At 35.8% G+C, this 21,075-nt stretch carries 19 protein-coding genes; 17 read left to right on the forward strand and 2 right to left on the reverse strand.

What is annotated here, in order from left to right; all coding sequences use genetic code 11:
- From pstB (FD26_RS02940) to uvrA, 14 genes are all read left to right on the forward strand, one after another.
- Window positions 1-807, forward strand: coding sequence for a phosphate ABC transporter ATP-binding protein PstB (pstB, locus tag FD26_RS02940; RefSeq protein WP_057866948.1), 807 nt, complete (start codon window positions 1-3; stop codon window positions 805-807).
- Window positions 808-819: 12 nt separating this feature from the next.
- Window positions 820-1,578 carry a phosphate ABC transporter ATP-binding protein PstB gene (gene pstB, locus FD26_RS02945; protein ID WP_057866949.1) on the forward strand — a complete coding sequence of 253 codons (759 nt, stop codon included), beginning with the start codon at window positions 820-822 and terminating at the stop codon, window positions 1,576-1,578.
- A 12-nt stretch (window positions 1,579-1,590) separates the two neighbouring features.
- Window positions 1,591-2,271, forward strand: a complete 681-nt coding sequence (phoU, locus tag FD26_RS02950; protein WP_057866950.1) for a phosphate signaling complex protein PhoU — start codon at window positions 1,591-1,593, stop codon at window positions 2,269-2,271.
- A gap of 61 nt (window positions 2,272-2,332) precedes the next feature.
- Window positions 2,333-2,584, forward strand: coding sequence for a PspC domain-containing protein (locus FD26_RS02955; protein ID WP_057866951.1), 252 nt, complete (start codon window positions 2,333-2,335; stop codon window positions 2,582-2,584).
- A gap of 28 nt (window positions 2,585-2,612) precedes the next feature.
- Window positions 2,613-2,978 (forward strand): phage holin family protein, encoded by a 366-nt coding sequence (locus tag FD26_RS02960; protein ID WP_057866952.1) that lies wholly within the window; start codon window positions 2,613-2,615, stop codon window positions 2,976-2,978.
- 66 nt (window positions 2,979-3,044) lie between these two features.
- On the forward strand, window positions 3,045-4,004 hold the full coding sequence (gene hprK / locus FD26_RS02965; protein WP_057866953.1) for an HPr(Ser) kinase/phosphatase: 960 nt from the start codon (window positions 3,045-3,047) through the stop codon (window positions 4,002-4,004).
- Entirely contained in the window at window positions 4,004-4,819 is an 816-nt protein-coding gene (gene lgt / locus FD26_RS02970; RefSeq protein ID WP_057866954.1) for a prolipoprotein diacylglyceryl transferase, read from the forward strand. The genes hprK and lgt overlap by 1 nt, the downstream gene beginning before the upstream one ends.
- 64 nt (window positions 4,820-4,883) lie before the next feature.
- Window positions 4,884-5,825, forward strand: a complete 942-nt coding sequence (gene trxB / locus FD26_RS02975; protein ID WP_057866955.1) for a thioredoxin-disulfide reductase — start codon at window positions 4,884-4,886, stop codon at window positions 5,823-5,825.
- A gap of 173 nt (window positions 5,826-5,998) precedes the next feature.
- Window positions 5,999-6,253, forward strand: a complete 255-nt coding sequence (locus tag FD26_RS02980) for a helix-turn-helix domain-containing protein (RefSeq protein ID WP_057866956.1) — start codon at window positions 5,999-6,001, stop codon at window positions 6,251-6,253.
- A gap of 133 nt (window positions 6,254-6,386) precedes the next feature.
- On the forward strand, window positions 6,387-8,105 hold the full coding sequence (locus FD26_RS02985; RefSeq protein ID WP_057866957.1) for a phospho-sugar mutase: 1,719 nt from the start codon (window positions 6,387-6,389) through the stop codon (window positions 8,103-8,105).
- Window positions 8,106-8,275: 170 nt separating this feature from the next.
- A complete protein-coding gene (locus FD26_RS02990) occupies window positions 8,276-9,568 on the forward strand; it encodes an alkaline phosphatase family protein (RefSeq protein ID WP_057866958.1) in 1,293 nt (430 codons plus the stop codon).
- 14 nt (window positions 9,569-9,582) lie between these two features.
- Window positions 9,583-10,827, forward strand: coding sequence for an MFS transporter (locus FD26_RS02995; RefSeq protein ID WP_057866959.1), 1,245 nt, complete (start codon window positions 9,583-9,585; stop codon window positions 10,825-10,827).
- Window positions 10,828-10,949: 122 nt separating this feature from the next.
- Window positions 10,950-12,959: an excinuclease ABC subunit UvrB gene (gene uvrB / locus FD26_RS03000; protein WP_057866960.1), complete on the forward strand. Its 2,010-nt coding sequence runs from the start codon at window positions 10,950-10,952 to the stop codon at window positions 12,957-12,959.
- 2 nt (window positions 12,960-12,961) lie between these two features.
- Window positions 12,962-15,826 (forward strand): excinuclease ABC subunit UvrA, encoded by a 2,865-nt coding sequence (uvrA, locus tag FD26_RS03005; protein WP_057866961.1) that lies wholly within the window; start codon window positions 12,962-12,964, stop codon window positions 15,824-15,826.
- A gap of 69 nt (window positions 15,827-15,895) precedes the next feature.
- Here uvrA and FD26_RS03010 read toward each other — a convergent pair whose 3' ends face one another.
- Both FD26_RS03010 and FD26_RS11245 read right to left on the reverse strand, forming a co-directional pair.
- Window positions 15,896-17,716, reverse strand: a complete 1,821-nt coding sequence (locus FD26_RS03010; protein WP_371862023.1) for a cation:proton antiporter — start codon at window positions 17,714-17,716, stop codon at window positions 15,896-15,898.
- Window positions 17,717-17,754: 38 nt separating this feature from the next.
- Window positions 17,755-17,913, reverse strand: a complete 159-nt coding sequence (locus tag FD26_RS11245; protein ID WP_235525275.1) for a hypothetical protein — start codon at window positions 17,911-17,913, stop codon at window positions 17,755-17,757.
- A 130-nt stretch (window positions 17,914-18,043) separates the two neighbouring features.
- Here FD26_RS11245 and rapZ point away from each other — a divergent pair, with 130 nt between their 5' ends.
- Genes rapZ through whiA form a run of 3 tightly spaced genes read left to right on the forward strand, consistent with a single transcriptional unit; the run spans window position 18,044 to window position 20,914 of the window.
- Complete coding sequence (gene rapZ / locus FD26_RS03015; RefSeq protein ID WP_057866962.1) at window positions 18,044-18,958, forward strand: RNase adapter RapZ; 915 nt, start codon at window positions 18,044-18,046, stop codon at window positions 18,956-18,958.
- Window positions 18,945-19,979, forward strand: coding sequence for a gluconeogenesis factor YvcK family protein (locus FD26_RS03020; protein ID WP_057866963.1), 1,035 nt, complete (start codon window positions 18,945-18,947; stop codon window positions 19,977-19,979). The genes rapZ and FD26_RS03020 overlap by 14 nt, the downstream gene beginning before the upstream one ends.
- Entirely contained in the window at window positions 19,979-20,914 is a 936-nt protein-coding gene (gene whiA, locus FD26_RS03025) for a DNA-binding protein WhiA (protein WP_057866964.1), read from the forward strand. The genes FD26_RS03020 and whiA overlap by 1 nt, the downstream gene beginning before the upstream one ends.
- Window positions 20,915-21,075: the final 161 nt, after the last annotated feature.

Below are 21,075 nucleotides of genomic sequence, written 5' to 3' on the forward strand. Positions count from 1 at the left end.
ATGGAAGAACAAAATAATGAACAATACATCCTTCATTTAGATGAGGATCAACATGAAATTGCCATGAAGACAAATGATCTACAAGTCTTTTATGGTGAGAAAGAGGCTATGCACAAGGCTTCGCTTCAATTTGAACGTTATAAGATCACATCACTTATTGGAGCCTCAGGTTCGGGTAAATCAACATATTTGAGATCGCTCAATCGAATGAACGATAATATCCTTGGAGCTTCTGTTAAGGGGCAGATCATGTATCGAGGTTTGGACATTAATAAGAATAATGTTGATATTTATGAGGTTAGAAAACATATTGGAATGGTATTCCAGAGACCCAATCCTTTTTCTAAATCAATTTATGACAATATTACTTTTGCATTAAAGCGGCATGGTCTGCACGATAGGAAAAAATTAGATGAAATCGTTGAAACAACTTTAAAACAAGCTTCACTCTGGGATCAAGTAAAAGATGACTTAGACAAAAGTGCCCTGGCTCTTTCTGGTGGACAACAACAGCGGTTATGTATTGCCAGAGCAATTGCTATGAAGCCAGATATTTTATTAATGGATGAGCCAGCTAGTGCGTTGGATCCAATTTCAACATCAAACGTTGAAGAAACGATGCTAAGTTTGAAAGATAAGTTTACAATTATTATTGTTACGCATAATATGCAACAAGCAGCTAGAATTAGTGATTATACAGCGTTTTTCCACATGGGACATGCAGTTGAATTTAATGAAACTAGAAAAATCTTTACGCGTCCTAAGATTAAGACGACGGAAGATTATGTTTCTGGACACTTTGGATAGGAGTGCTAAATCTTGGCAGAAAAAATTTTAACATCTTCTGATGTACATTTGTTTTATGGTAAAAAAGAAGCTCTGAAGGGTATTAACCTAGATTTTAATAAGAATGAAATTACCGCTTTGATCGGTCCTTCTGGATGTGGTAAGTCAACTTATCTGAGATGTTTAAATCGGATGAACGATTTGATTCCAGATGTAACGATAACTGGAACAATTTCATTGGATGGCAAAAACATCTATGCGCCTAATATTGATACGGTTGAATTAAGAAAACAAGTTGGTATGGTTTTTCAACAGCCCAACCCATTCCCATTTTCAATTTATGATAATGTAGTATATGGATTAAGATTAGCTGGTGTTAAAGATAAGGCAGTGCTTGATGAGGCAGTGGAAACAAGTCTTCAAAACGCTGCAGTTTGGGATGATGTGAAAGATAAGCTACATCAAAGTGCTCTGTCATTGTCTGGTGGACAACAGCAAAGAGTATGTATTGCTAGAGTTTTAGCAGTGAAACCTGATATTATTTTATTAGACGAACCAACTTCAGCCCTAGATCCAATTTCTTCTTCTAAGGTTGAAGATACAATGTTAGCATTGCGTGAGGATTATACGATTATTACGGTTACTCATAATATGCAGCAGGCATCCAGAATATCTGATCAAACAGCTTTCTTTTTAAACGGAGAACTTATTGAGGCGGATAAAACAAAAAATATTTTCTTAAATCCAAAAGAAAAACAAACGGAAGACTATATTTCTGGAAAATTCGGTTAGGAGAAAAGAAAGATGCGTACTACTTTTGAAGAACAATTAAATAATTTACATCTACGGTTCTCAGAAATGGGCATGATGGCCAGTGAAGCTATCATGAAATCAGTTAAGGCCTATATCGATCACGATAAGTCTTTAGCCAAAGAAGTAATTAAAAACGATCATGTGATTAATAAACGAGAAATGGACCTTGAAAAAGAGTCGTTTGAAATGATTGCTTTGCAACAACCAGTTACGTCTGATTTAAGAATGATCGTTACAGTTTTAAAGGCCAGCTCTGATTTAGAACGAATGGGGGATCATGCAGTAAGTATTGCTCAAGAGACAATTAGAGTTAAGGGTGAAGTTAGAATCCCTGAAATTGAAAAATTAATTGCTGAAATGGGCGATATGGCTACAAGTATCGTAGAAGATTCTCTAGAGGCTTATCTGAAGAAAGATAGTAAGATGGCTGAAGAAGTAGCTCACCGTGATATTGAAATTGATGCTAAGAGTGCATTGATCAATGAAATGTGTATCAAAGATATGCAAAAGACAGTGGAGAATGTTTTAAGTGGATCTTCATACATGTTAGTGGCTAGTTATTTGGAACGAGTTGGCGACTATGCAACCAATATTTGCGAATGGGTTGTTTACTTGAATACGGGACATGTGGTAGAACTGAATCGGAAGCATATTTCAGAAACAGAAGATTAAGTTAAATTGCTATTTCTGTTGATATGTAGTATATTTTCTGGACAAGATGAGGTGAAAGTTTATGAAAAGTAGAATCACAAGATCAAGTACTGATCGAATGCTTGCGGGAGTATGTGGTGGCTTAGGTGAGTACTTTGGAATTGATTCAACTTGGATTCGCCTAGGATTTATCTTTTTGACACCATTCACTTATTTTCTTACAGTTTTAGTTTATATAATTTGTGTCTTTTCTTTTCCAGAAAAACGCAATATTCAAGAAACTGTTTTTAGAAGAAAGCATCGTCGAAACGATAAAACAAAGAAATATTACTGATTCAAAAAAGAGTTAGATGAGGTATGAAATGAAGTTATTAATTAGATTGGTTATACAAACGTTGTTGTTTTTAGCAATAGCACGAGTATTGCCAAGTATGTTTCAAATTGACAGTTTGGGTACAGCGATAATCGCTAGTTTCGTTCTATCCATTTTAAACTGGACAATTAAACCATTATTGCATATCGTTTCTTTACCAATTACGTTTATTACCTTTGGATTATTCTCTTTCGTGATAAATGCGATTACTTTGGAATTAACTTCTACGTTAGTAGGATCGGCAAGCTTTCATTTTAATGGTTTTGGTTCTGCACTGATTGTGGCTGTTATTTTAGCTATTTGTAATTCGATTATTAACAGTTATAGTGCAAATAATTTTCATGGACGCGTCTAAGAACGCGTTTTTTTTGTTCTAAGAATGATAAACTAATTATAAATATAGAATTAGTGAGGGTTGGCTATGACAAATTTTGTTACTGTATCTGAAATGGTAAAAGATAATGGCTTAAAAGTTTACAATGGTGAGGCTTTAATGCCGGAAAAGAAAATAACGACGAGTGATATCTCACGCCCAGGAATTGAGTTAACAGGTTATTTTGACTATTATCCTAGCGAACGAATTCAATTGTTTGGACAGACAGAATCAGCATATTCACGCTCAATGACAACTAATAATCGTTATAAAGTTATGCTTGAATTATGTCGTGAAGATACCCCAGCTTTGCTTATCTCTAGAAATATTCAACCTAGTAAAGAAATCCTTAAAGCTGCTAGTGAAAATAACGTTCCTGTAATTGGATCTGAACTGCCTACTACTAGACTTTCAAGTATGATTACAGAATACTTGGACGAGAAGTTAGCTCCTAGAGAGTCAATTCACGGTGTTTTAGTGGATGTCTATGGTATTGGGATTCTTTTGACTGGGCACTCTGGAATTGGAAAAAGTGAAACGGCTCTAGAATTAGTTAAACGTGGTCATCGTTTGATTGCTGACGATCGAGTAGACGTTTATCAACGTGATGAAAAAACAATTGTGGGTGAAGCTCCAAAGATTTTAAATCATTTATTAGAGATTCGTGGAATTGGGATTATTGACGTTATGAATCTTTTTGGTGCTGGAGCTGTTCGTTCACAAAGTGAAATTCAGTTGATTATCAATTTGGAAAATTGGTCAGCTGATAAGAATTATGATCGCATTGGAACTTTGGAAGATAAAAGAACTTTCTTTGATGTAAATGTTCCTCAGATTACTGTTCCTGTTAAGGTAGGTCGTAATATTTCTATTATCATTGAAGTTGCAGCAATGAATTATCGAGCCAAAAAGATGGGTTACGATGCTACGAAGAAATTTGAAGATAACCTTGGTCTTTTGATCAAAGAGAATGAAAATAAAGCTAAGAACGATGAGGAAGGTAAGTAATGAATCTTGACTTGTTAGCGTTAAATCCGATTGCCCTGAACTTGGGCGGCTTGGAAATTCATTGGTATGGAATCATTATTGCTTTAGGTGCTCTAGTTGGTGTTATTATGGCAATTCGAGAGGCTAAGAGAAGACATTTAGATCCAGATAATATTTTAGATCTAGTGTTGTATGGAGTGCCTATTGCTTTGGTCGGAGCTCGTTTGTATTATGTGATTTTTGAATTGCCATTCTACATGGCTAATCCTAGTGAAATTATAAAAATATGGCATGGCGGAATTGCAATTTATGGTGGATTGATTGCAGCCTTTATTGTTTTATTAGTTCTCTGTAAAAAAAGAAATATTTCACCTTGGTTAATGTTAGATATTGCTGCACCATCAGTTTTGTTAGGTCAGATTGTTGGTCGTTGGGGTAATTTTATGAATCAAGAGGCTTTTGGTGCTAAAACTAGTTTGAGTTTTCTGCAGTCGTTGCATTTGCCACATTTTATTATTGAGCAGATGTATATCAATGGGGCCTATCGTCAACCAACTTTTTTGTATGAATCAATTGGTAATTTGATTGGATTAATTCTTATTTTGACTTTGAGAAATAAGAAACATTTGTTTAAGCGTGGGGAAATCTTTTTAGCATATTTAATTTGGTATCCAACAGTTAGATTCTTTGTTGAGGGAATGAGAACCGACAGTCTTTATATTTTACCAGGAGTACGGGTTTCACAAATGTTGTCGTTAGTACTTTTTGTGGTAGCTGTTATTCTGTTCATTTATCGTCGTAAGAAAAAGAATGAACCTTGGTATAATGAGTTGTGAGCAATTTAATTGCTAAGTTGAAAATAAATGGTAAGATTTGTTGAGTAATGGGAGGTAATCGACGATGAAAACATATGATGTAGTAGTTATTGGAGCAGGTCCTGGTGGTTTAACAGCCGCTTTGTATGCTTCACGTGCTAACTTATCAGTAATGATTCTTGATCGCGGTATCTACGGTGGGCAAATGAATAACACCGCTGCGATTGAAAACTATCCCGGTTTTGATTCAATCTTAGGACCAGATTTGAGTGAAAAGATGTATAAATCTTCTACTCAATTTGGGGCTGATTTTGGTTATGGAGCCGTTGAATCAGTTGAAGATAAGGGTGATGTAAAAGTTATCCATACTGATGATGGGGATTATGAAACAAAAGTGTTAATTATTGCAACTGGATCACAATATAAAAAGATTGGTGTTCCTGGTGAGGAAGAATTATCAGGCCGGGGCGTTTCATATTGTGCAGTTTGTGATGGTGCATTCTTCAAGGGACAAGATGTCGCTGTTGTTGGTGGCGGAGATTCCGCTGTTGAAGAGGGTATTTATTTAACACAATTAGCTAAGTCTGTAACAATTATTCACCGTCGTGATCAACTTCGTGCTCAAAAGATTTTACAAGACCGTGCATTTAAGAATGATAAGATTAAGTTCGTTTGGAATGCTGATGTCAAAGAAATCACAAGTGAAGACGAAAAAGTATCTGGTGTAAAGTATGTCGATAAAAAAACTGGGGAAGAACACGTTGTTCCTGCCAAAGGTGCTTTTATCTATGTTGGTATTAAGCCAATGACAACGCCATTTAAAGGTCTTGGAGTGCTTGATGAAGATGGCTGGATTAAAACTGATGAACATATGGCAACTAAGGTTCCCGGTGTTTTTGCAGTTGGAGATGTAAGAAAGAAAGACTTGCGTCAAATCGCTACAGCTGTTGGTGAAGGTGGAATTGCCGGACAACAAGCTTTTAATTATATTCAAGAATTGTCTGATGACAAAGTTTCAGAACACTAATTAAAAAGTAAATAATTGAGGGATGTGCAAACGATTGAGTTTGCATATTCCTCTTTTTTTATTTCTTGAGTTTGCAGTATATGTTTAAATATCGAAAAGCAACTTTTCCAAAAATGATTCCATAGTGTACATGTTTAAACATATAATAAAAGAAAAGTCAGGAAGTGATTCTTATGCGTGAAATAGTAGACAAAAATTTAGACCAATTGATGCACGAATCAGGCTTTAATATCTCGAAAAACTTAAAAATTTTAAGACGAGAGAAAAATGTAACTCAAAAAGAAGTCGCCCAACATCTAAATATTGATGTTACGACTTTATCCCATTATGAAACTGGGATAAGAATGCCAGATATTGATACGCTTATCTCTTTGGCAAAATACTATGATACGGATATCAATAGGATCATTAGTAGTTCAGAAAACTAATTTGCTGATTTGATGACATAGTTTTAAGGATATTTTAAATATTTATTGTTAAAGTTATGTAAATCAAATTTTAATAGTACTCTATGATTGCTATAATGATTGTAAGTACTTACAAATTAGGAGGACAAATTTAATGTCTTGGCAAGATAATATGCAACAATGGCTCGATTATAAAGATTTAGATCCAGATATGAAAGAGCAACTAAACGCAATGAAAGATGATTCTAAGGTAGCTGAAGAAGCTTTCTATGAACCTATGGAGTTTGGTACTGCTGGTATGCGTGGCTTGATCGGACCTGGTATTAATAGAATGAATATTTATACCGTTCGTCAAGCAACTGAGGGCTTAGCCTCATTTATGGATACTTTAGACGATAAAGTAAAAGCACAAGGCGTTGCAATCAGTTATGATTCACGTTATTATTCTCAAGATTTTGCTTATGAATCTGCTAAAGTTCTTGGAGTCCACGGTATTCACAGTTATGTTTTTGACAGTTTACGACCAACTCCCGAATTATCCTTTGCTGTAAGAAGTCTGCATACATATGCAGGAATTATGATTACAGCTAGCCATAATCCTAAACAATATAATGGTTTCAAAATTTATGGACCTGATGGTGGGCAAATGCCACCTAAGGAATCTGATAACATTACTAGTTTTGCTCGTAAAGCTAGTGATCTCTTCGCTATTAAAGTTAAATCTGTAATGCAATTACGTGCAGAAAAACTATTGACTTTGATTGGTGAAGATGTCGATTTAGAATATATGAAGAATCTTAAAACAGTAATTGTTGATCCTAAATTGATTCAAGATATCGGCGATAAGATGAAGTTTGTTTATTCGCCGCTTCACGGAACTGGTAAGATGATTGCTCCTAGAATTTTCCAAGAATTAGGATTTAAGAACTTTAATATGGTGACAGAACAGGCAATTCTTGATCCTGAATTTGCTACAACGCCATTCCCTAATCCTGAATTTGCACAAACATTCGATTTAGCTATTGAACGGGGTAAAAAGATTGGTGCTAATATTTTGATTGCAACTGATCCCGATGCCGACCGTTTGGGAGCTGCTGTCAGACAGCCGGATGGTTCTTACAAGCTAATGACAGGTAATCAAATTGCCTCAGTTCTATTGAATTATTTGCTACAAGCTAAAAAAGGTTTAGATGAGTTGCCAACTAATGGTGCTGTTGTGAAGTCGATTGTTTCTTCGGAGTTAGCAACAGCTATTGCAAAGAAGTATAATGTTAAAATGTTTGATGTTTTAACTGGTTTCAAGTACATTGCCGAAAAGATTGAACATTTTGAAGAAACTGGCAGCAATGAATTTCTCTTTGGATTTGAAGAGAGCTATGGTTATTTAGTTAAACCATTTGTTCGTGATAAAGATGCTATGCAATCAACTCTCTTGTTGGCTGAAGCAGCAGCTTATTATGAATCAAAAGGTCAAACTATCTATGATGCTTTAGAAGATCTTTATAAAGAGTTTGGATATTATCGTGAAAAAACTATTTCTAAAACTTTTGAAGGTATCTCTGGTAAAGATAAGATGGCTCAAATTATGAAGACTCTTCGTGAAGAGGGTATCGCCGAAATAAACGGTGTAAAAGTTGTTGAATCAATTGATTACCTTAATGATACTGATATTACAAGTGCTGGTATTAAAGCAACTGGTTTGCCAAAAGCCAACGTATTGAAGTATGTTTTAGCTGATGACACTTGGGTAGCGGCTAGACCTTCTGGTACTGAACCAAAAATGAAATTTTATATTGGAATCAAGAGTGATTCTGAAGCTGGTGCTACAAAGAAACTAGCTGATTTTGCCAAAGAAATTGAAGGCTGGGAATAAGTCTTTTACTTTTGAAGGCAACTGGTTCTTTCGTGGAAGGGCTGATAAATAGATTTAATTTTTAGGTAGAGACAAAAATAAATTTGTCTCTATTTTTTTTGCGTCGTTACACGTTTTTGCCAACTGCGATATAATATTTTCATGTAGTTTGTGAAAAGAGGAAAATAAATTTGTCTATAAATCAACATTTGGTTATTATTTCACTCGATTCGCTGGGGTTTAGGGATATTAATGAACATCAAGCTGAATTACCAACTTTGAACAAATTAGTCAATGGTGGTACTTGGGTTAAAGAAGTTAAGGGAATTTATCCTACATTAACTTATCCTTCACATACAACGATTATTACAGGACAGTATCCCAGTGTTCATGGGATTGTGAATAATACTAAAATTCAACCAGAGAGACGATCACCAGATTGGTTCTGGTATCAAAAAGATGTTAAGTCACCAACACTATATGATTTAGCACATCAAAAGAATTTAAAAACGGCTGCTTTTTTGTGGCCAGTAACAGCCGGCAGTAAGATTAACTATAATTTGGCTGAAATTTTTCCTAATCGTATTTGGACTAATCAAGTTTTAGTTTCATTAAAAGCCAGTTCGCCGCTTTTTATTTTAGAAATGGATAAAAAATACGGTAAATTACGTAATGGAATTCATCAGCCACAATTGGATGATTTTATTACAGCTTGTGCTGTTGATACGATTAAACATAAGAAGCCTAATCTAACGTTATTACATTTAGTTGACATGGACAGTATGCGTCACCGTTATGGCGTTCGTTCAGATGATGCTATGCAGGCTTTGCACAGGTTGGATAAACATGTAGCTCAAATTATTCAAGCGACTAAAGATGCTGGTACCTTTGCGGATACTAATTTTGTTGTTTTAGGAGATCATTATCAAATTAACGTTGATAAGATGATACATCTTAATACTTTATTTGCTAAACGTGGTTGGTTAACTGCTAAGCCAGATCAAACCTTTAAGAAAAATTGGACCGTTATGGCGAAAACTTGCGATGGCTGTACTTATATTTATACACGCAATTTTGGTCAGTTAGAGCGTCTACGTGAGATTATTTCTGGTGTCGAGGGTGTGGAAAAGATTTATTCGGCACAAGAGGCAGCTGAATTTGGTGCTGATCCTAAATGTACTTTAATGGTCGAGGCCAAAGCAGGTTACTATTTTACTGATGAAAGTGATCGTCCCAGCGTAGTGGAAAAAGTCTTGCCAGAAATGATGGGGGATTCAAATCGTTATCAGGGTGTTCATGGATATGATCCGAATAAACCGGGCTATAAGACGACAATTGTCTTTAATGGACCAATGATTAAACAGAATCATACTGTAAAAAGTGCTGATTTAGTTGATGAAGCACCAACTTTTGCCAAATTACTTGGTTTACAATTTCCAGAACCATTGGCCGGAAAATCAATTGATGACGTCTTTGTAGATTAGAATTGAGGGAATTTATGGGATTTAATAAAAAACAATGGAGCTGGATATTTTATGACTGGGCTAATTCAGGTTACGGAATTATTGTAACAACAGCTGTTTTGCCAGTTTATTTTAAATCTGTTGCTCAGAATTCAGGTGTAACACAGGCAAATGCCACTGCTTTTTGGGGCTATGCTAATAGTTTTGGAACGTTAATAGTATCAATTTTGGCGCCAATTTTAGGTGCTTTAGCCGATTATCCGCACCATAAGAAAAAGTTATTAAGTTATTTTTCGTTTTTAGGAATAATTATGACCTTTGGTTTGGCTATTGTACCTGCTAGTCAGTGGCAATTGTTATTAACTGTGTATATCCTGTCGATAATTGGCTATTCAGCGGGAAATCTATTTTACGATAGCTTTTTAACGGATGTTGCAGATAATAGCAAAATGGATGCTTTATCATCGAATGGTTATGCTTATGGCTATTTGGGTGGAGTTTTATCATTTATTTTATTCTTAGTTTTGCAATTGACTAATGGTTTTGGAATGTTATCAAGCTATGGCGTAGCTCGTTGGAGTTTTGTCTTAGCAGCTGTTTGGTGGATAGTTTTCTTTATACCACTCTTGAAAAATGTTCAGCAAGTGTATTCTTTGCCGGAAAATCCTCATCCAATTATTTCAAGTTTTAAACGAGTCTGGACAACGATTACTCATTTACGTAAATACAAAGTTGCTGCCTGGTTTTTAGTAGCTTATTTCTTTTATATTGACGGAGTAGATACGATTTTCACTATGGCAACTTCTATAGGGATGGACATGGGGATCACGACTACTACACTGATGTTAGTTTTGCTGGTTGTACAGTTGATAGCTTTTCCATTTTCTATTTTATATGGTTGGTTTGCTGATAAATTTTCAGCTCGCAAAGGAATACTCTTGGCAATTGTACTTTACTTTGGAATTTGTCTTTACGCTTTGAAATTGACTTCGACAACAGGCTTTTGGATTTTGGCAGTTTTGATTGGAACGAGTCAGGGTGGTATTCAGGCTCTCAGTCGTTCTTACTTTGGTAAACTTATTCCTAAAGAATCTGGTAGTGAATTCTTTGGCTTTTATAACATTTTAGGAAAGTTTTCCGCTGTTATGGGTCCAGTAATTGTAGGTGTTGTGACCCAATTAACTGGAAAATCAACAATCGGTGTTGCATCGCTGAGCGTTTTATTTTTAATTGGTTTGGCAATTTTTCTGATGTTGCCACACCTTACAACTGATAAGTAAATATATGGCGAAAATATGTTCGCTATGGTAATATAGAGCCAGCGAAATAAGCTCGACATTATTACATCTAATTCATGTAAGAGTTAGGTGTATTTTTTAGCTTAGAGGGGGTAAATAAGTCCGTGATAGATAAAGTTAACGATAACAAATTCGACCTAGTTTCGAAGTATTCTCCTGCTGGAGATCAGGCACAAGCAATTGATACAATTACGAAGGATTTTAAGGCTGGCGACAAAGAAGTGATTCTTGAAGGTGCCACCGGTACTGGTAAAACTTTTACGATGGCTAATGTGATTAAAAATTTAAACAAGCCGACTTTAATTATTTCCCACAATAAAACTCTAGCTGGACAGTTGTACGGTGAAATGAAAGAATTTTTCCCCAATAATGCTGTTGAATATTTTGTCAGTTATTATGATTATTATCAGCCAGAAGCATATGTACCTTCTAGTGATACCTACATTGAAAAAGACTCTAGTATTAATGATGAAATTGATAAATTACGTCATTCGGCTACAAGTTCATTACTTGAAAGAAATGACGTTATTGTTGTGGCTTCAGTTTCCTGTATCTTTGGTTTAGGTGATCCTAGAGAGTATGCCGATAGTATTATTTCATTACGAGTAGGCCAACAGATTGCACGTGATGCCCTATTAGAAAACCTAGTTGAGAATCAATTCGAAAGAAATGATATCGATTTTCAACGTGGGAGGTTTAGAGTTCGAGGCGATGTGGTTGATATATTCCCAGCTTCTCGTGATGATAATGCTATTCGAGTAGAGTTCTTTGGCGATGAAATTGATCGAATTATTGAGATGGATGCTTTGACTGGTGAGGTTAAGGGATCAATGGATCATATTGGGATTTTTCCTGCCACTCACTTTATGATTAGTGATGCTAAGATGGATGATGCTTTAAAACGAATTAAAGATGAAATGGATGTACAAGTTGCAAAATTCACCAAAGAAGGCAAATTACTTGAGGCTCAACGAATTAAGCAACGGACTGAGTATGATATTGAAATGATGCGTGAGATGGGCTATACCTCTGGTATTGAGAACTACTCACGTCATATGGAAGGTCGAGCTGAAGGGGAGCCACCATTCACTCTCTTAGACTTCTTCCCTAAAGATTTTAATATTATGATTGATGAATCTCATGTGACTATGCCACAGATAAGAGGGATGTATAATGGCGATCGAGCTAGAAAGCAACAATTAGTTGATTATGGTTTTCGTTTGCCAAGTGCGTTAGATAATCGTCCTCTAAAATTAGATGAATTTGAAAAACATGTTAATCGGATCTTATACGTATCAGCCACGCCAGGACCATATGAATTAGAGAGAACTGATAATAAGGCTGAACAAATTATTCGTCCAACTGGCTTGTTGGACCCTAAGATTGAAGTTCGTCCGATTATGGGACAGATTGATGATTTGGTCGGTGAAATCAATGATCGAGTAGCTAAGCATGAACGTGTTTTTGTGACTACTTTGACTAAAAAAATGGCTGAAGATTTAACAGATTACTTCAAGGATCTGGGTATTAAAGTTCGATATTTACATAGTGATATAAAGACTCTAGAGCGGACTAAGATTATCCGTGACCTTCGTTTAGGTAAATTCGATGTTCTAATTGGAATCAATTTATTGCGTGAGGGGATTGATGTTCCTGAAGTTTCCCTGATTGCGATTCTTGATGCTGACAAGGAAGGTTTCTTGAGAGCAGAACGTTCTTTAGTTCAGATTATTGGACGTGCTTCTCGTAATGAGCATGGTAAAGTTATTATGTACGCAGATTCGATTACTGATTCGATGCGTGGAGCAATTGATGCTACGGCAAGACGTCGTAAGATCCAAACAGAATTTAATGAAGAACATGGCATTACCCCTAAAACGATTGTTAAACCAATCAGAGACGCAATCTCTATGTTCCAAAAGGTTGATAATACATCATCTGAAACAGAGAAAATCAACGACGATATCGACTTTAAGGATATGAGTAAGAAAGATCAAAAAGAGCTTCTTGCCAATCTAAATGAACAGATGGAGAGTGCTGCTAAGAAATTAGATTTCGAAGCTGCTGCTAATTTGCGTGATACGATTTTAGAATTAAAGGCGGAAATGAAATAGATATGTTAAACGATAAAATTGTTATTCATGGTGCGCGAGCACATAACTTAAAAAATGTGGATGTAACGATTCCTCGGGATAAATTAGTTGTTATGACCGGTTTATCTGGTTCAGGAAAAAGTTCCTTAGCATTTGATACATTGTATGCTGAAGGACAGAGACGTTATGTTGAAAGTTTATCTTCATATGCACGTCAATTTTTAGGCCAAATGGATAAACCTGATGTTGATTCAATTGATGGATTAAGTCCGGCTATTTCAATTGATCAAAAAACCACATCTAAGAATCCACGTTCGACAGTAGGAACAGTTACGGAAATAAATGATTATTTGCGTCTTTTGTGGGCTCGTGTGGGTACACCAATTTGTCCTAACGATGGGACCAAGATTACTAGTCAATCAGCACAACAAATGGTAGATGCTATCTTAAAATTGGATGATGGTACTAAGCTACAGATCTTATCACCAGTTGTTAGAGCCAAAAGAGGGCAACACAAAAAGGCCTTGAATCAAATTAAGAAGCAGGGTTATGTCAGAGTTAGAATTGATGGTGAAATTCATGATATTGGTGAAGAGATTGAATTAGATAAAAACAAGAAACATGATATTGATGTCATTGTCGATAGAATTGTTATCAATGATCATATCAAGTCACGTTTATTCGATTCAGTCGAAGCAGCTTTGCGTTTGTCTGATGGTTATATGAATGTTGATGTTATTGGTCAGGACATGATGGTTTTCTCAGAAAAAAACGCTTGTCCACTTTGTGGTTTTACAGTTGGCGAGTTGGAGCCACGTCTGTTCTCATTTAATGCTCCCTTTGGAGCGTGTGACAACTGCGATGGTTTAGGCGTTAAACTAGAGGTTGATTTAGATTTAGTAATTCCTGATCAGACTAAAACCTTGGCTGAAGGAGCAATTTTGCCTTGGAATCCAATTAGTTCACAATACTATCCAGAGATGTTAGCTCAAGCAGCTGAAGAGTTTAATATTGATATGAATACGCCATTTGAAAAATTACCTAAGAAGGATCAAGATATTATTCTTAATGGGTCTGATGGTAAGACATTCCACTTCCATTATGAAAATGATTTTGGTGGAGTAAGGGATGTTGATGTTCCGTTTGAAGGAGTAATTCCTAATATCAATCGTCGTTATCATGAAACTAATAGTGACTTTACACGTGAAGTTATGCGAAAGTACATGACCGAATTGAAGTGTCCTGTCTGTCATGGCAAGCGACTAAATCGTCAGGCTTTAGCTGTAAAAATTGAAGGTAGAGATATTGCTGAAGTTTCTGATATGTCAATTAAAGATGAGCTTCCATTCTTTAAGACTGTAACTTTTGGTGAACAGAATACGGTTATTGCTAAACCAATCTTAAAGGAAGTTAAGGATAGATTGAGTTTCTTGATCAATGTAGGTTTGGAATATCTTTCCTTGTCTAGATCGGCTGGAACACTTTCCGGTGGTGAGGCTCAACGAATCCGTTTAGCAACTCAGATAGGTTCTAATTTGTCTGGGGTAATGTATATTTTAGATGAACCTTCAATTGGTTTGCATCAACGTGATAATGATCGATTAATTAATTCTCTGAAGGAGATGCGTGATCTTGGAAATACTTTAATCGTAGTTGAGCATGATGAAGATACAATGCGCGCTGCCGATTATTTGATTGATGTAGGACCAGGTGCAGGTGAAGCTGGTGGTAAGATTGTTGCCTCAGGAACACCTGAGGAAGTTGAAAAGAACCCTAATTCATTAACTGGACAATATTTAGCGGGGAAGAAGTTTATTCCAGTACCGTTAGAACGTCGTCAGGGCAATGGACAAGAGGTTGAAGTGTATGGAGCAGCTGAGAACAATCTGAAGAACTTGAATATTAAATTTCCTTTAGGTAAGTTTGTTGTTGTTACTGGTGTTTCTGGTTCTGGAAAATCTACATTGGTTAATATGATTTTGAAACGAGCTTTAGCACAAAAGATGAATCATAACTCTGAAAAGCCTGGTAAGTATCGTAAGATAACTGGCTACGAGAATTTAGAAAAAATGATTGCGATTGATCAAAGCCCAATTGGTAGAACGCCACGGAGTAATCCAGCAACATATACCGGTGTATTTGATGATGTGCGTGACCTTTTTGCTCAAACTAATGAAGCTAAGCTACGTGGCTATAAGAAGGGACGATTCTCATTCAATGTTAAAGGTGGTCGTTGTGAAAATTGTCATGGCGATGGAATTATTAAGATTGAAATGAATTTCTTACCTGATGTTTATGTACCTTGTGAAGTTTGTCATGGAACACGTTACAATTCAGAAACCTTAGAAGTAACTTACAAAGGTAAAAATATTGCTCAGGTGCTTGAAATGAAAGTGTCAGAAGCACTAGACTTCTTTAGTAATATTCCTAAGATCAAACGTAAATTACAAACCATTGTCGATGTTGGTTTAGGCTATGTTTCATTGGGACAATCTGCTACGCAATTATCTGGTGGTGAAGCTCAACGAATGAAATTAGCTTCTGAGTTATACAAAAAATCTAATGGTAAAAACTTCTATATTCTTGATGAACCAACAACTGGTTTACATACAGATGATATCAAGCGCCTTCTGGGAGTTTTGCAACGTCTAGTCGATGAAGGAAATACTGTTTTAGTTATTGAGCATAATTTGGATGTAGTTAAATCGGCTGATTGGTTGATTGATCTTGGCCCTGAAGGTGGCGAAGGCGGTGGAAAAATCGTTGGTACTGGTACGCCAGAGGATATTGCTAAGATTAAAGAAAGTTATACTGGTCAATATTTGAAACCAATATTGAAACGAGATACTGAAAGAACTGCAAAGTCGTTAGAAAATTCTAACAAGTAGATTTGAAACTTAATAAAAAGGCCAACCGTGAGGTTGACCTTTTTTGCTACATCTGAATTTATTATATGATTATTCTCCATTGACAGATTGCAAATAAACTAATTGGTCAGTAGATATTTGTTCATAAAGAGCACTACCAAGTTCTTGATCAAATTCTTTCGAAGCAATTTTGGATTGAATAAAATTATATTCTTGTTGAAAAGCAGCAATTAGAATTTCATTTTGATCTTCAACAAAATTTTCTTGTCCCATTAAACGACGATGCCTTTCATCATAAGCACGACGAACAACGCTAATTTCACGGTTATTATCGTCATCATTGAGCAAACATTTATTTAAATAAGCATTAATACGTGCATAAGGCTTCTCTTCTACCTTGGCAATATTTCTCCAGAGTTGTCTATTCCTTTCAATCATTTCAGCTCGATTGGTATCTTTATGATTACGCATTTTTTTATAAATTTTACGACGTTTGCGGGCTTTTTTAGTAAAAGAAAAATTTTCTACGATGTTGAATCTGAAAAATAATAAAATCCTTTGCCAATTACTTTGTTGATATTGCAACATAGTCCGTTGAGCTACACGCATATAGAGATTAGCGTCTTGTTCGGTAATTTCATGATTGGTTAACATTTTATTGATGGTTTGTTTTTCCAATTCAAAACAATCATCAAAGAGAATTGTCATTTTGGTTTTATCAAGATGTCCATCGACAGTTCTTTGTCCATCCAAGATATTAACGACACGACTGGCATTGGGAGAATCTTGATAGCGACTATGGATCATAATGATGGCATCGTTGACCATTTCTCCTTTGGCTTGACCTAATTCATCCTCAGAAAACTTAGTAACTGTTTGGGGCAGTAGTCTAGGCAATACAAAAGTTGGAACAATTAAGCTAATTAAGATGACTACTGCTGCAACGAAGATAATGTCATTTCGATAAGGGAAGAGCTGTCCATTTAATTTCAACGGCAAAGAAAATGCCATTGCTAAAGTAATTGTACCGTGAACTCCACTGTATGCTATTACAACACTGTTAGCATGCTTTTCGTGTTTATCCCAAGCTCTAATTCGAGCAAAATCCCAATTGGTCCACAGATAGCGCATGACCGTCATGAGCAGATAAGCAACGATTCCTACGCCTGTTAGTATAAAAATTGAACTGGTACCGTGTTGCTGCAAATTAATAATGACTTGAGGCAATGACAATCCTAATAGTACAAAAACAATTCCATTTAAAATACTTGAGACAATTGACCAAGTACTGTTCATTACAATTTGTAGACGAGAACTAGTAAGACGTAGCCGATCTTGCTGAATACCATGAATTAGACCGGTAACGACTACGGCTAAAATACCTGAGACTCCAATTGATTCAGCAATTAGATAAACGACAAATGGCGTCAAAAGGGTATAAGGGACCATAACGGATGGTGTATCAACATTCATATTTATTAAACGCAGCCGAATGTTAACAATAAATGAACCTAAGATACCACCAATGATAATCCCTCCAAAAAAGACGTACATAAAATTGCCAATGCCATCTAGCAATGAAAATTGTCCGGTGACAGCTGAAGCGATAGCAAGGTTCAAAGCCACGATACCAGATGCATCATTAAAAAGAGATTCATTCTCCAGCGTACCCATAACGTTTTTGGGAACTAACATTTTGTTAGTTATTGAAGTAACTGCCACAGCATCCGTTGGTGTGATAATGGCACCTAGAGCAAAAGCCAAGGCCAATGGCATGCTAGGAATTATTAGATGTGTAACGAAACCAACTGCTATGATAGAAAGAATTGCTAACTCAACTGATAAGGAAAAAGTGGTGCCAAATTGATGAGTCAGTCGAGACAAACTTGTATGCTGTCCATCGTTAAACATTAAGACTGAAATAATAACCAGCAGAAATATTTCTGGTTCTAATTCAAAATGTTTGTAAATTGGAAGAAAAGATAATAATAAAATAAACCAACAGCAATTTGAATAAAGGCTATCGGAATATTATCAAATTTCCAATAAATAATATTAGCTACAACGACTGCTGCCACTAATAGTAGTACTAAGAAAACTGTTTCCATTTGAGAGTCCCCCTCTGTTAGGTTTAATTTTATCGCAACTTGATGATAAAAAATATTTTTATACTTCATCTTTCCAAACTGACACACCCGGAATGTTGTGTTATGCTTATATGCGAATGCGAGGTGCAATATGGCAGAAGATATGCTTAGTTTAGTTATCGTCACAGGAATGAGTGGTGCCGGTAAAACCGTAGCAATGCAATCATTTGAAGATTTAGGTTATTTTTGTATTGATAATATGCCACCTAACTTGCTTCCTAAATTTTGGGAGTTAGTTCATGAATCAGGTAAAATCAAGAAAGTGGCTTTAGTTGTAGATATAAGATCACGTGCATTTTATGATGAAATATTCTCAATGCTTTCTAAAGTAGATGAAGATGAGCAAGAAAAACATCAAAAAGTTGATATGAAAATTCTTTTCTTGAATGCTTCAGATGAAGAATTAGTTTCTCGTTATAAAGAAACGCGTCGGAGTCATCCTTTGGCTATGGAAGGTCGTTTATTGGATGGTATTCAAAAGGAAAGAGAAATTCTCGCAGAAATTAAAGGACGAGCTTCAGTTGAGATTGATACAACCGAATTAACTCCAAGACAATTACGTGAAGAAATTTTCGATAACTTTCAAAAGAGTTCGGAAGTACCAACTTTTCATATTGAGGTAATGTCATTTGGCTTTAAGTATGGCTTACCAATAGATGCAGATATTGTTATGGATGTGAGATTTTTAAGAAATCCATTTTATATTCCAGAATTGAAAACAAAAACAGGAGTGGATAAGCCAGTCTATGATTATGTCATGGATGATGACGAAACCAAGAATTTTTATAATAAATTATATGATTTGTTGAAAGATATTATTCCTGGATATGAAAAAGAAGGGAAAACCAGTTTAACGATTGCAATCGGCTGTACTGGTGGTCAACACCGTTCAGTTGCAATTGCTCAACGTCTTGGTACTGATTTGAAAAAGAATTACTACGTAGACATTACTCATCGTGACATGGAAAAATCGCAAAAGAAGGTAATCGGACATGGCAACAAATAGGATAGTTCGGGTTGTTAAAGGACGCCGTCCGAAGGTTGTAGTTATAGGTGGGGGAACTGGTTTACCAGTTGTATTAAATAGTTTAAGAAACATGGATGCTAACATTACCGCAATTGTCACGGTAGCTGATGATGGGGGATCGTCAGGTGTTATTCGTGATTATATCAACGTTGTCCCTCCTGGGGATATTCGAAATGTATTAGCATCGTTATCTGATCTGCCTAAAGTAGATCTTGATGTGTTTCAATATCGTTTTAAAACCAACGATGATTTCTTCTCTGGTCATGCGATCGGAAATTTGATCATTGCTGCCTTAACTGAAATGTCGCCTAATATTTTTGACGCCGTTCAAGAACTGTCTAAGATGATGCATGTTGACGGGCACGTATATCCGGCCAGTAACACTAAATTAACTTTGCATGCTGAATTTACTGATGGAACTAAATTAGCTGGTGAGCATGAGATTACTCATTCTGGTAAACATGTAAAGCGAGTATGGGTAACAAACTCTGATGAGCCAGATAAAGAGCCTAAATCAGTTATTTCTGTTATTGCATCAATTATGCAAGCTGATGTTGTCGTATTAGGACCAGGTAGTTTATTTACAAGTATTTTACCTAACTTAATGATTAGCGATATCGGTGAAGCGGTTAAACAGACATCTGCTGAAGTAGTTTATATCTGTAATATCATGACACAGATTGGTGAAACAGAAGGTTTTACAGATGCCGATCACGTTCGAGTATTGAATCAACATTTAGGCGGTAATTTTATTGATACTGTTTTAGTTAATACTCGTAAAATTCCTGAAGGATATATGGATCATAAAAAATATGATGAGTATGTCAATCAGGTGGAAACAGATTTTAGTAGCTTACGAACAATGGGATGTAAGGTTGTGCAAGATGACTTTTTGTCGTTGCATGATAAAGGTGCTTTCCATGATGGAGAGAAAGTTGCTAAAGAAATTATCAATTTGTCCTTACAATCAGGAAATAGAAAAAATGAGGTGAGACGTTAGTGGCTTCCTATGCAAGTGAGGTTAAACAAGAACTCACAAAATTAGTTGTTCATCCCGAACATGCTCGTGTTGAGTTGTCAGCATTGTTAAGAATGAATGGCTCATTAAGTTTACAAAATCATCATTTTGTCTTAACCGCACAGACTGAGAACGCTGCAATTGCCAGAAGAATTTTTTCTTTGATTAAGCAAAAGTATGGTATGGAATCAGAGTTACTTGTGCGTAAAAAGATGAAACTGAAAAAGAATAATCAGTATCTAGTGCGTTTAAAACACGATACTAATAAAGTTTTAACCGATTTGGATATTTTAGATGAGTCTGGATTATCGATCAATACAGATGTGCCAGAGGAAGTTTTGAATGAAGATCAACGAATGCGTTCGTATTTACGTGGAGCGTTTTTAGCAACGGGAAGCGTGAATAATCCCGAAACTTCGCGTTATCATCTAGAAATTTATTCATTGTATGAAACTCATAACGAAGGCGTAGCGCAGATGATGAATTACTTTCATTTGAATGCACGAACAACTAAGCGTCGTAATGGTTATATCGTGTACTTAAAGGAAGCTGAGAAAATTGCTGACTTTTTGCAATTGATTGGTGCTACCAATTCAATGTTGAAGTTCGAAGATATTCGAATTGTGCGAGATATGCGTAATTCGGTTAATCGGTTGGTTAACTGCGAGAATGCCAATATTAATAAAACAGTTGCTGCAGCCGAGCGTCAAATTGAAAATATTAAGTATTTGCAGTCTACAGTTGGATTAGATTCTTTACCTGGGAAATTACAGGAAATTGCTGTGTTACGTTTAGAAAATCCAGAAGTTTCTTTGAAAGAATTAGGCGATATGGTACCGAGTGGTCCTATTTCTAAGTCAGGTATTAATCATCGATTAAGAAAACTGAACCAATTGGCTGAAACATCCAGAGTATAGATTTTTTTACTAGAGTTTGATTAACAGATAAAACCTTATCTTCATTAAAAATTTCAACTTTTACGAAACATTCAGAAACTTATGATGATTTGTTTAATATTTGATTTTAGTTAGTAAAATAAGCCCAAATGACTTTTACATTAAGTCATTTGGGCTTATTT

Source organism: Companilactobacillus crustorum JCM 15951, assembly GCF_001434585.1.
Classification (GTDB): Bacteria; Bacillota; Bacilli; order Lactobacillales; family Lactobacillaceae; genus Companilactobacillus; species Companilactobacillus crustorum.

What these genes read in the sequence shown, in the direction of transcription:
- FD26_RS03020 (WP_057866963.1), top strand. Translation starts at nt 18,945, where the DNA reads ATGGCAACAAATAGGATAGTTCGGGTTGTTAAAGGACGCCGTCCGAAG.
- FD26_RS02955 (WP_057866951.1), top strand. Translation starts at nt 2,333, where the DNA reads ATGAAAAGTAGAATCACAAGATCAAGTACTGATCGAATGCTTGCGGGA.
- FD26_RS02960 (WP_057866952.1), top strand. Translation starts at nt 2,613, where the DNA reads ATGAAGTTATTAATTAGATTGGTTATACAAACGTTGTTGTTTTTAGCA.
- FD26_RS02995 (WP_057866959.1), top strand. Translation starts at nt 9,583, where the DNA reads ATGGGATTTAATAAAAAACAATGGAGCTGGATATTTTATGACTGGGCT.
- FD26_RS02980 (WP_057866956.1), top strand. Translation starts at nt 5,999, where the DNA reads ATGCGTGAAATAGTAGACAAAAATTTAGACCAATTGATGCACGAATCA.
- trxB (WP_057866955.1), top strand. Translation starts at nt 4,884, where the DNA reads ATGAAAACATATGATGTAGTAGTTATTGGAGCAGGTCCTGGTGGTTTA.
- rapZ (WP_057866962.1), top strand. Translation starts at nt 18,044, where the DNA reads ATGGCAGAAGATATGCTTAGTTTAGTTATCGTCACAGGAATGAGTGGT.
- uvrA (WP_057866961.1), top strand. Translation starts at nt 12,962, where the DNA reads ATGTTAAACGATAAAATTGTTATTCATGGTGCGCGAGCACATAACTTA.
- phoU (WP_057866950.1), top strand. Translation starts at nt 1,591, where the DNA reads ATGCGTACTACTTTTGAAGAACAATTAAATAATTTACATCTACGGTTC.
- FD26_RS11245 (WP_235525275.1), bottom strand. Translation starts at nt 17,913, where the DNA reads ATGGAAACAGTTTTCTTAGTACTACTATTAGTGGCAGCAGTCGTTGTA.
- FD26_RS03010 (WP_371862023.1), bottom strand. Translation starts at nt 17,716, where the DNA reads ATGTTTAACGATGGACAGCATACAAGTTTGTCTCGACTGACTCATCAA.
- hprK (WP_057866953.1), top strand. Translation starts at nt 3,045, where the DNA reads ATGACAAATTTTGTTACTGTATCTGAAATGGTAAAAGATAATGGCTTA.
- lgt (WP_057866954.1), top strand. Translation starts at nt 4,004, where the DNA reads ATGAATCTTGACTTGTTAGCGTTAAATCCGATTGCCCTGAACTTGGGC.
- FD26_RS02985 (WP_057866957.1), top strand. Translation starts at nt 6,387, where the DNA reads ATGTCTTGGCAAGATAATATGCAACAATGGCTCGATTATAAAGATTTA.
- pstB (WP_057866948.1), top strand. Translation starts at nt 1, where the DNA reads ATGGAAGAACAAAATAATGAACAATACATCCTTCATTTAGATGAGGAT.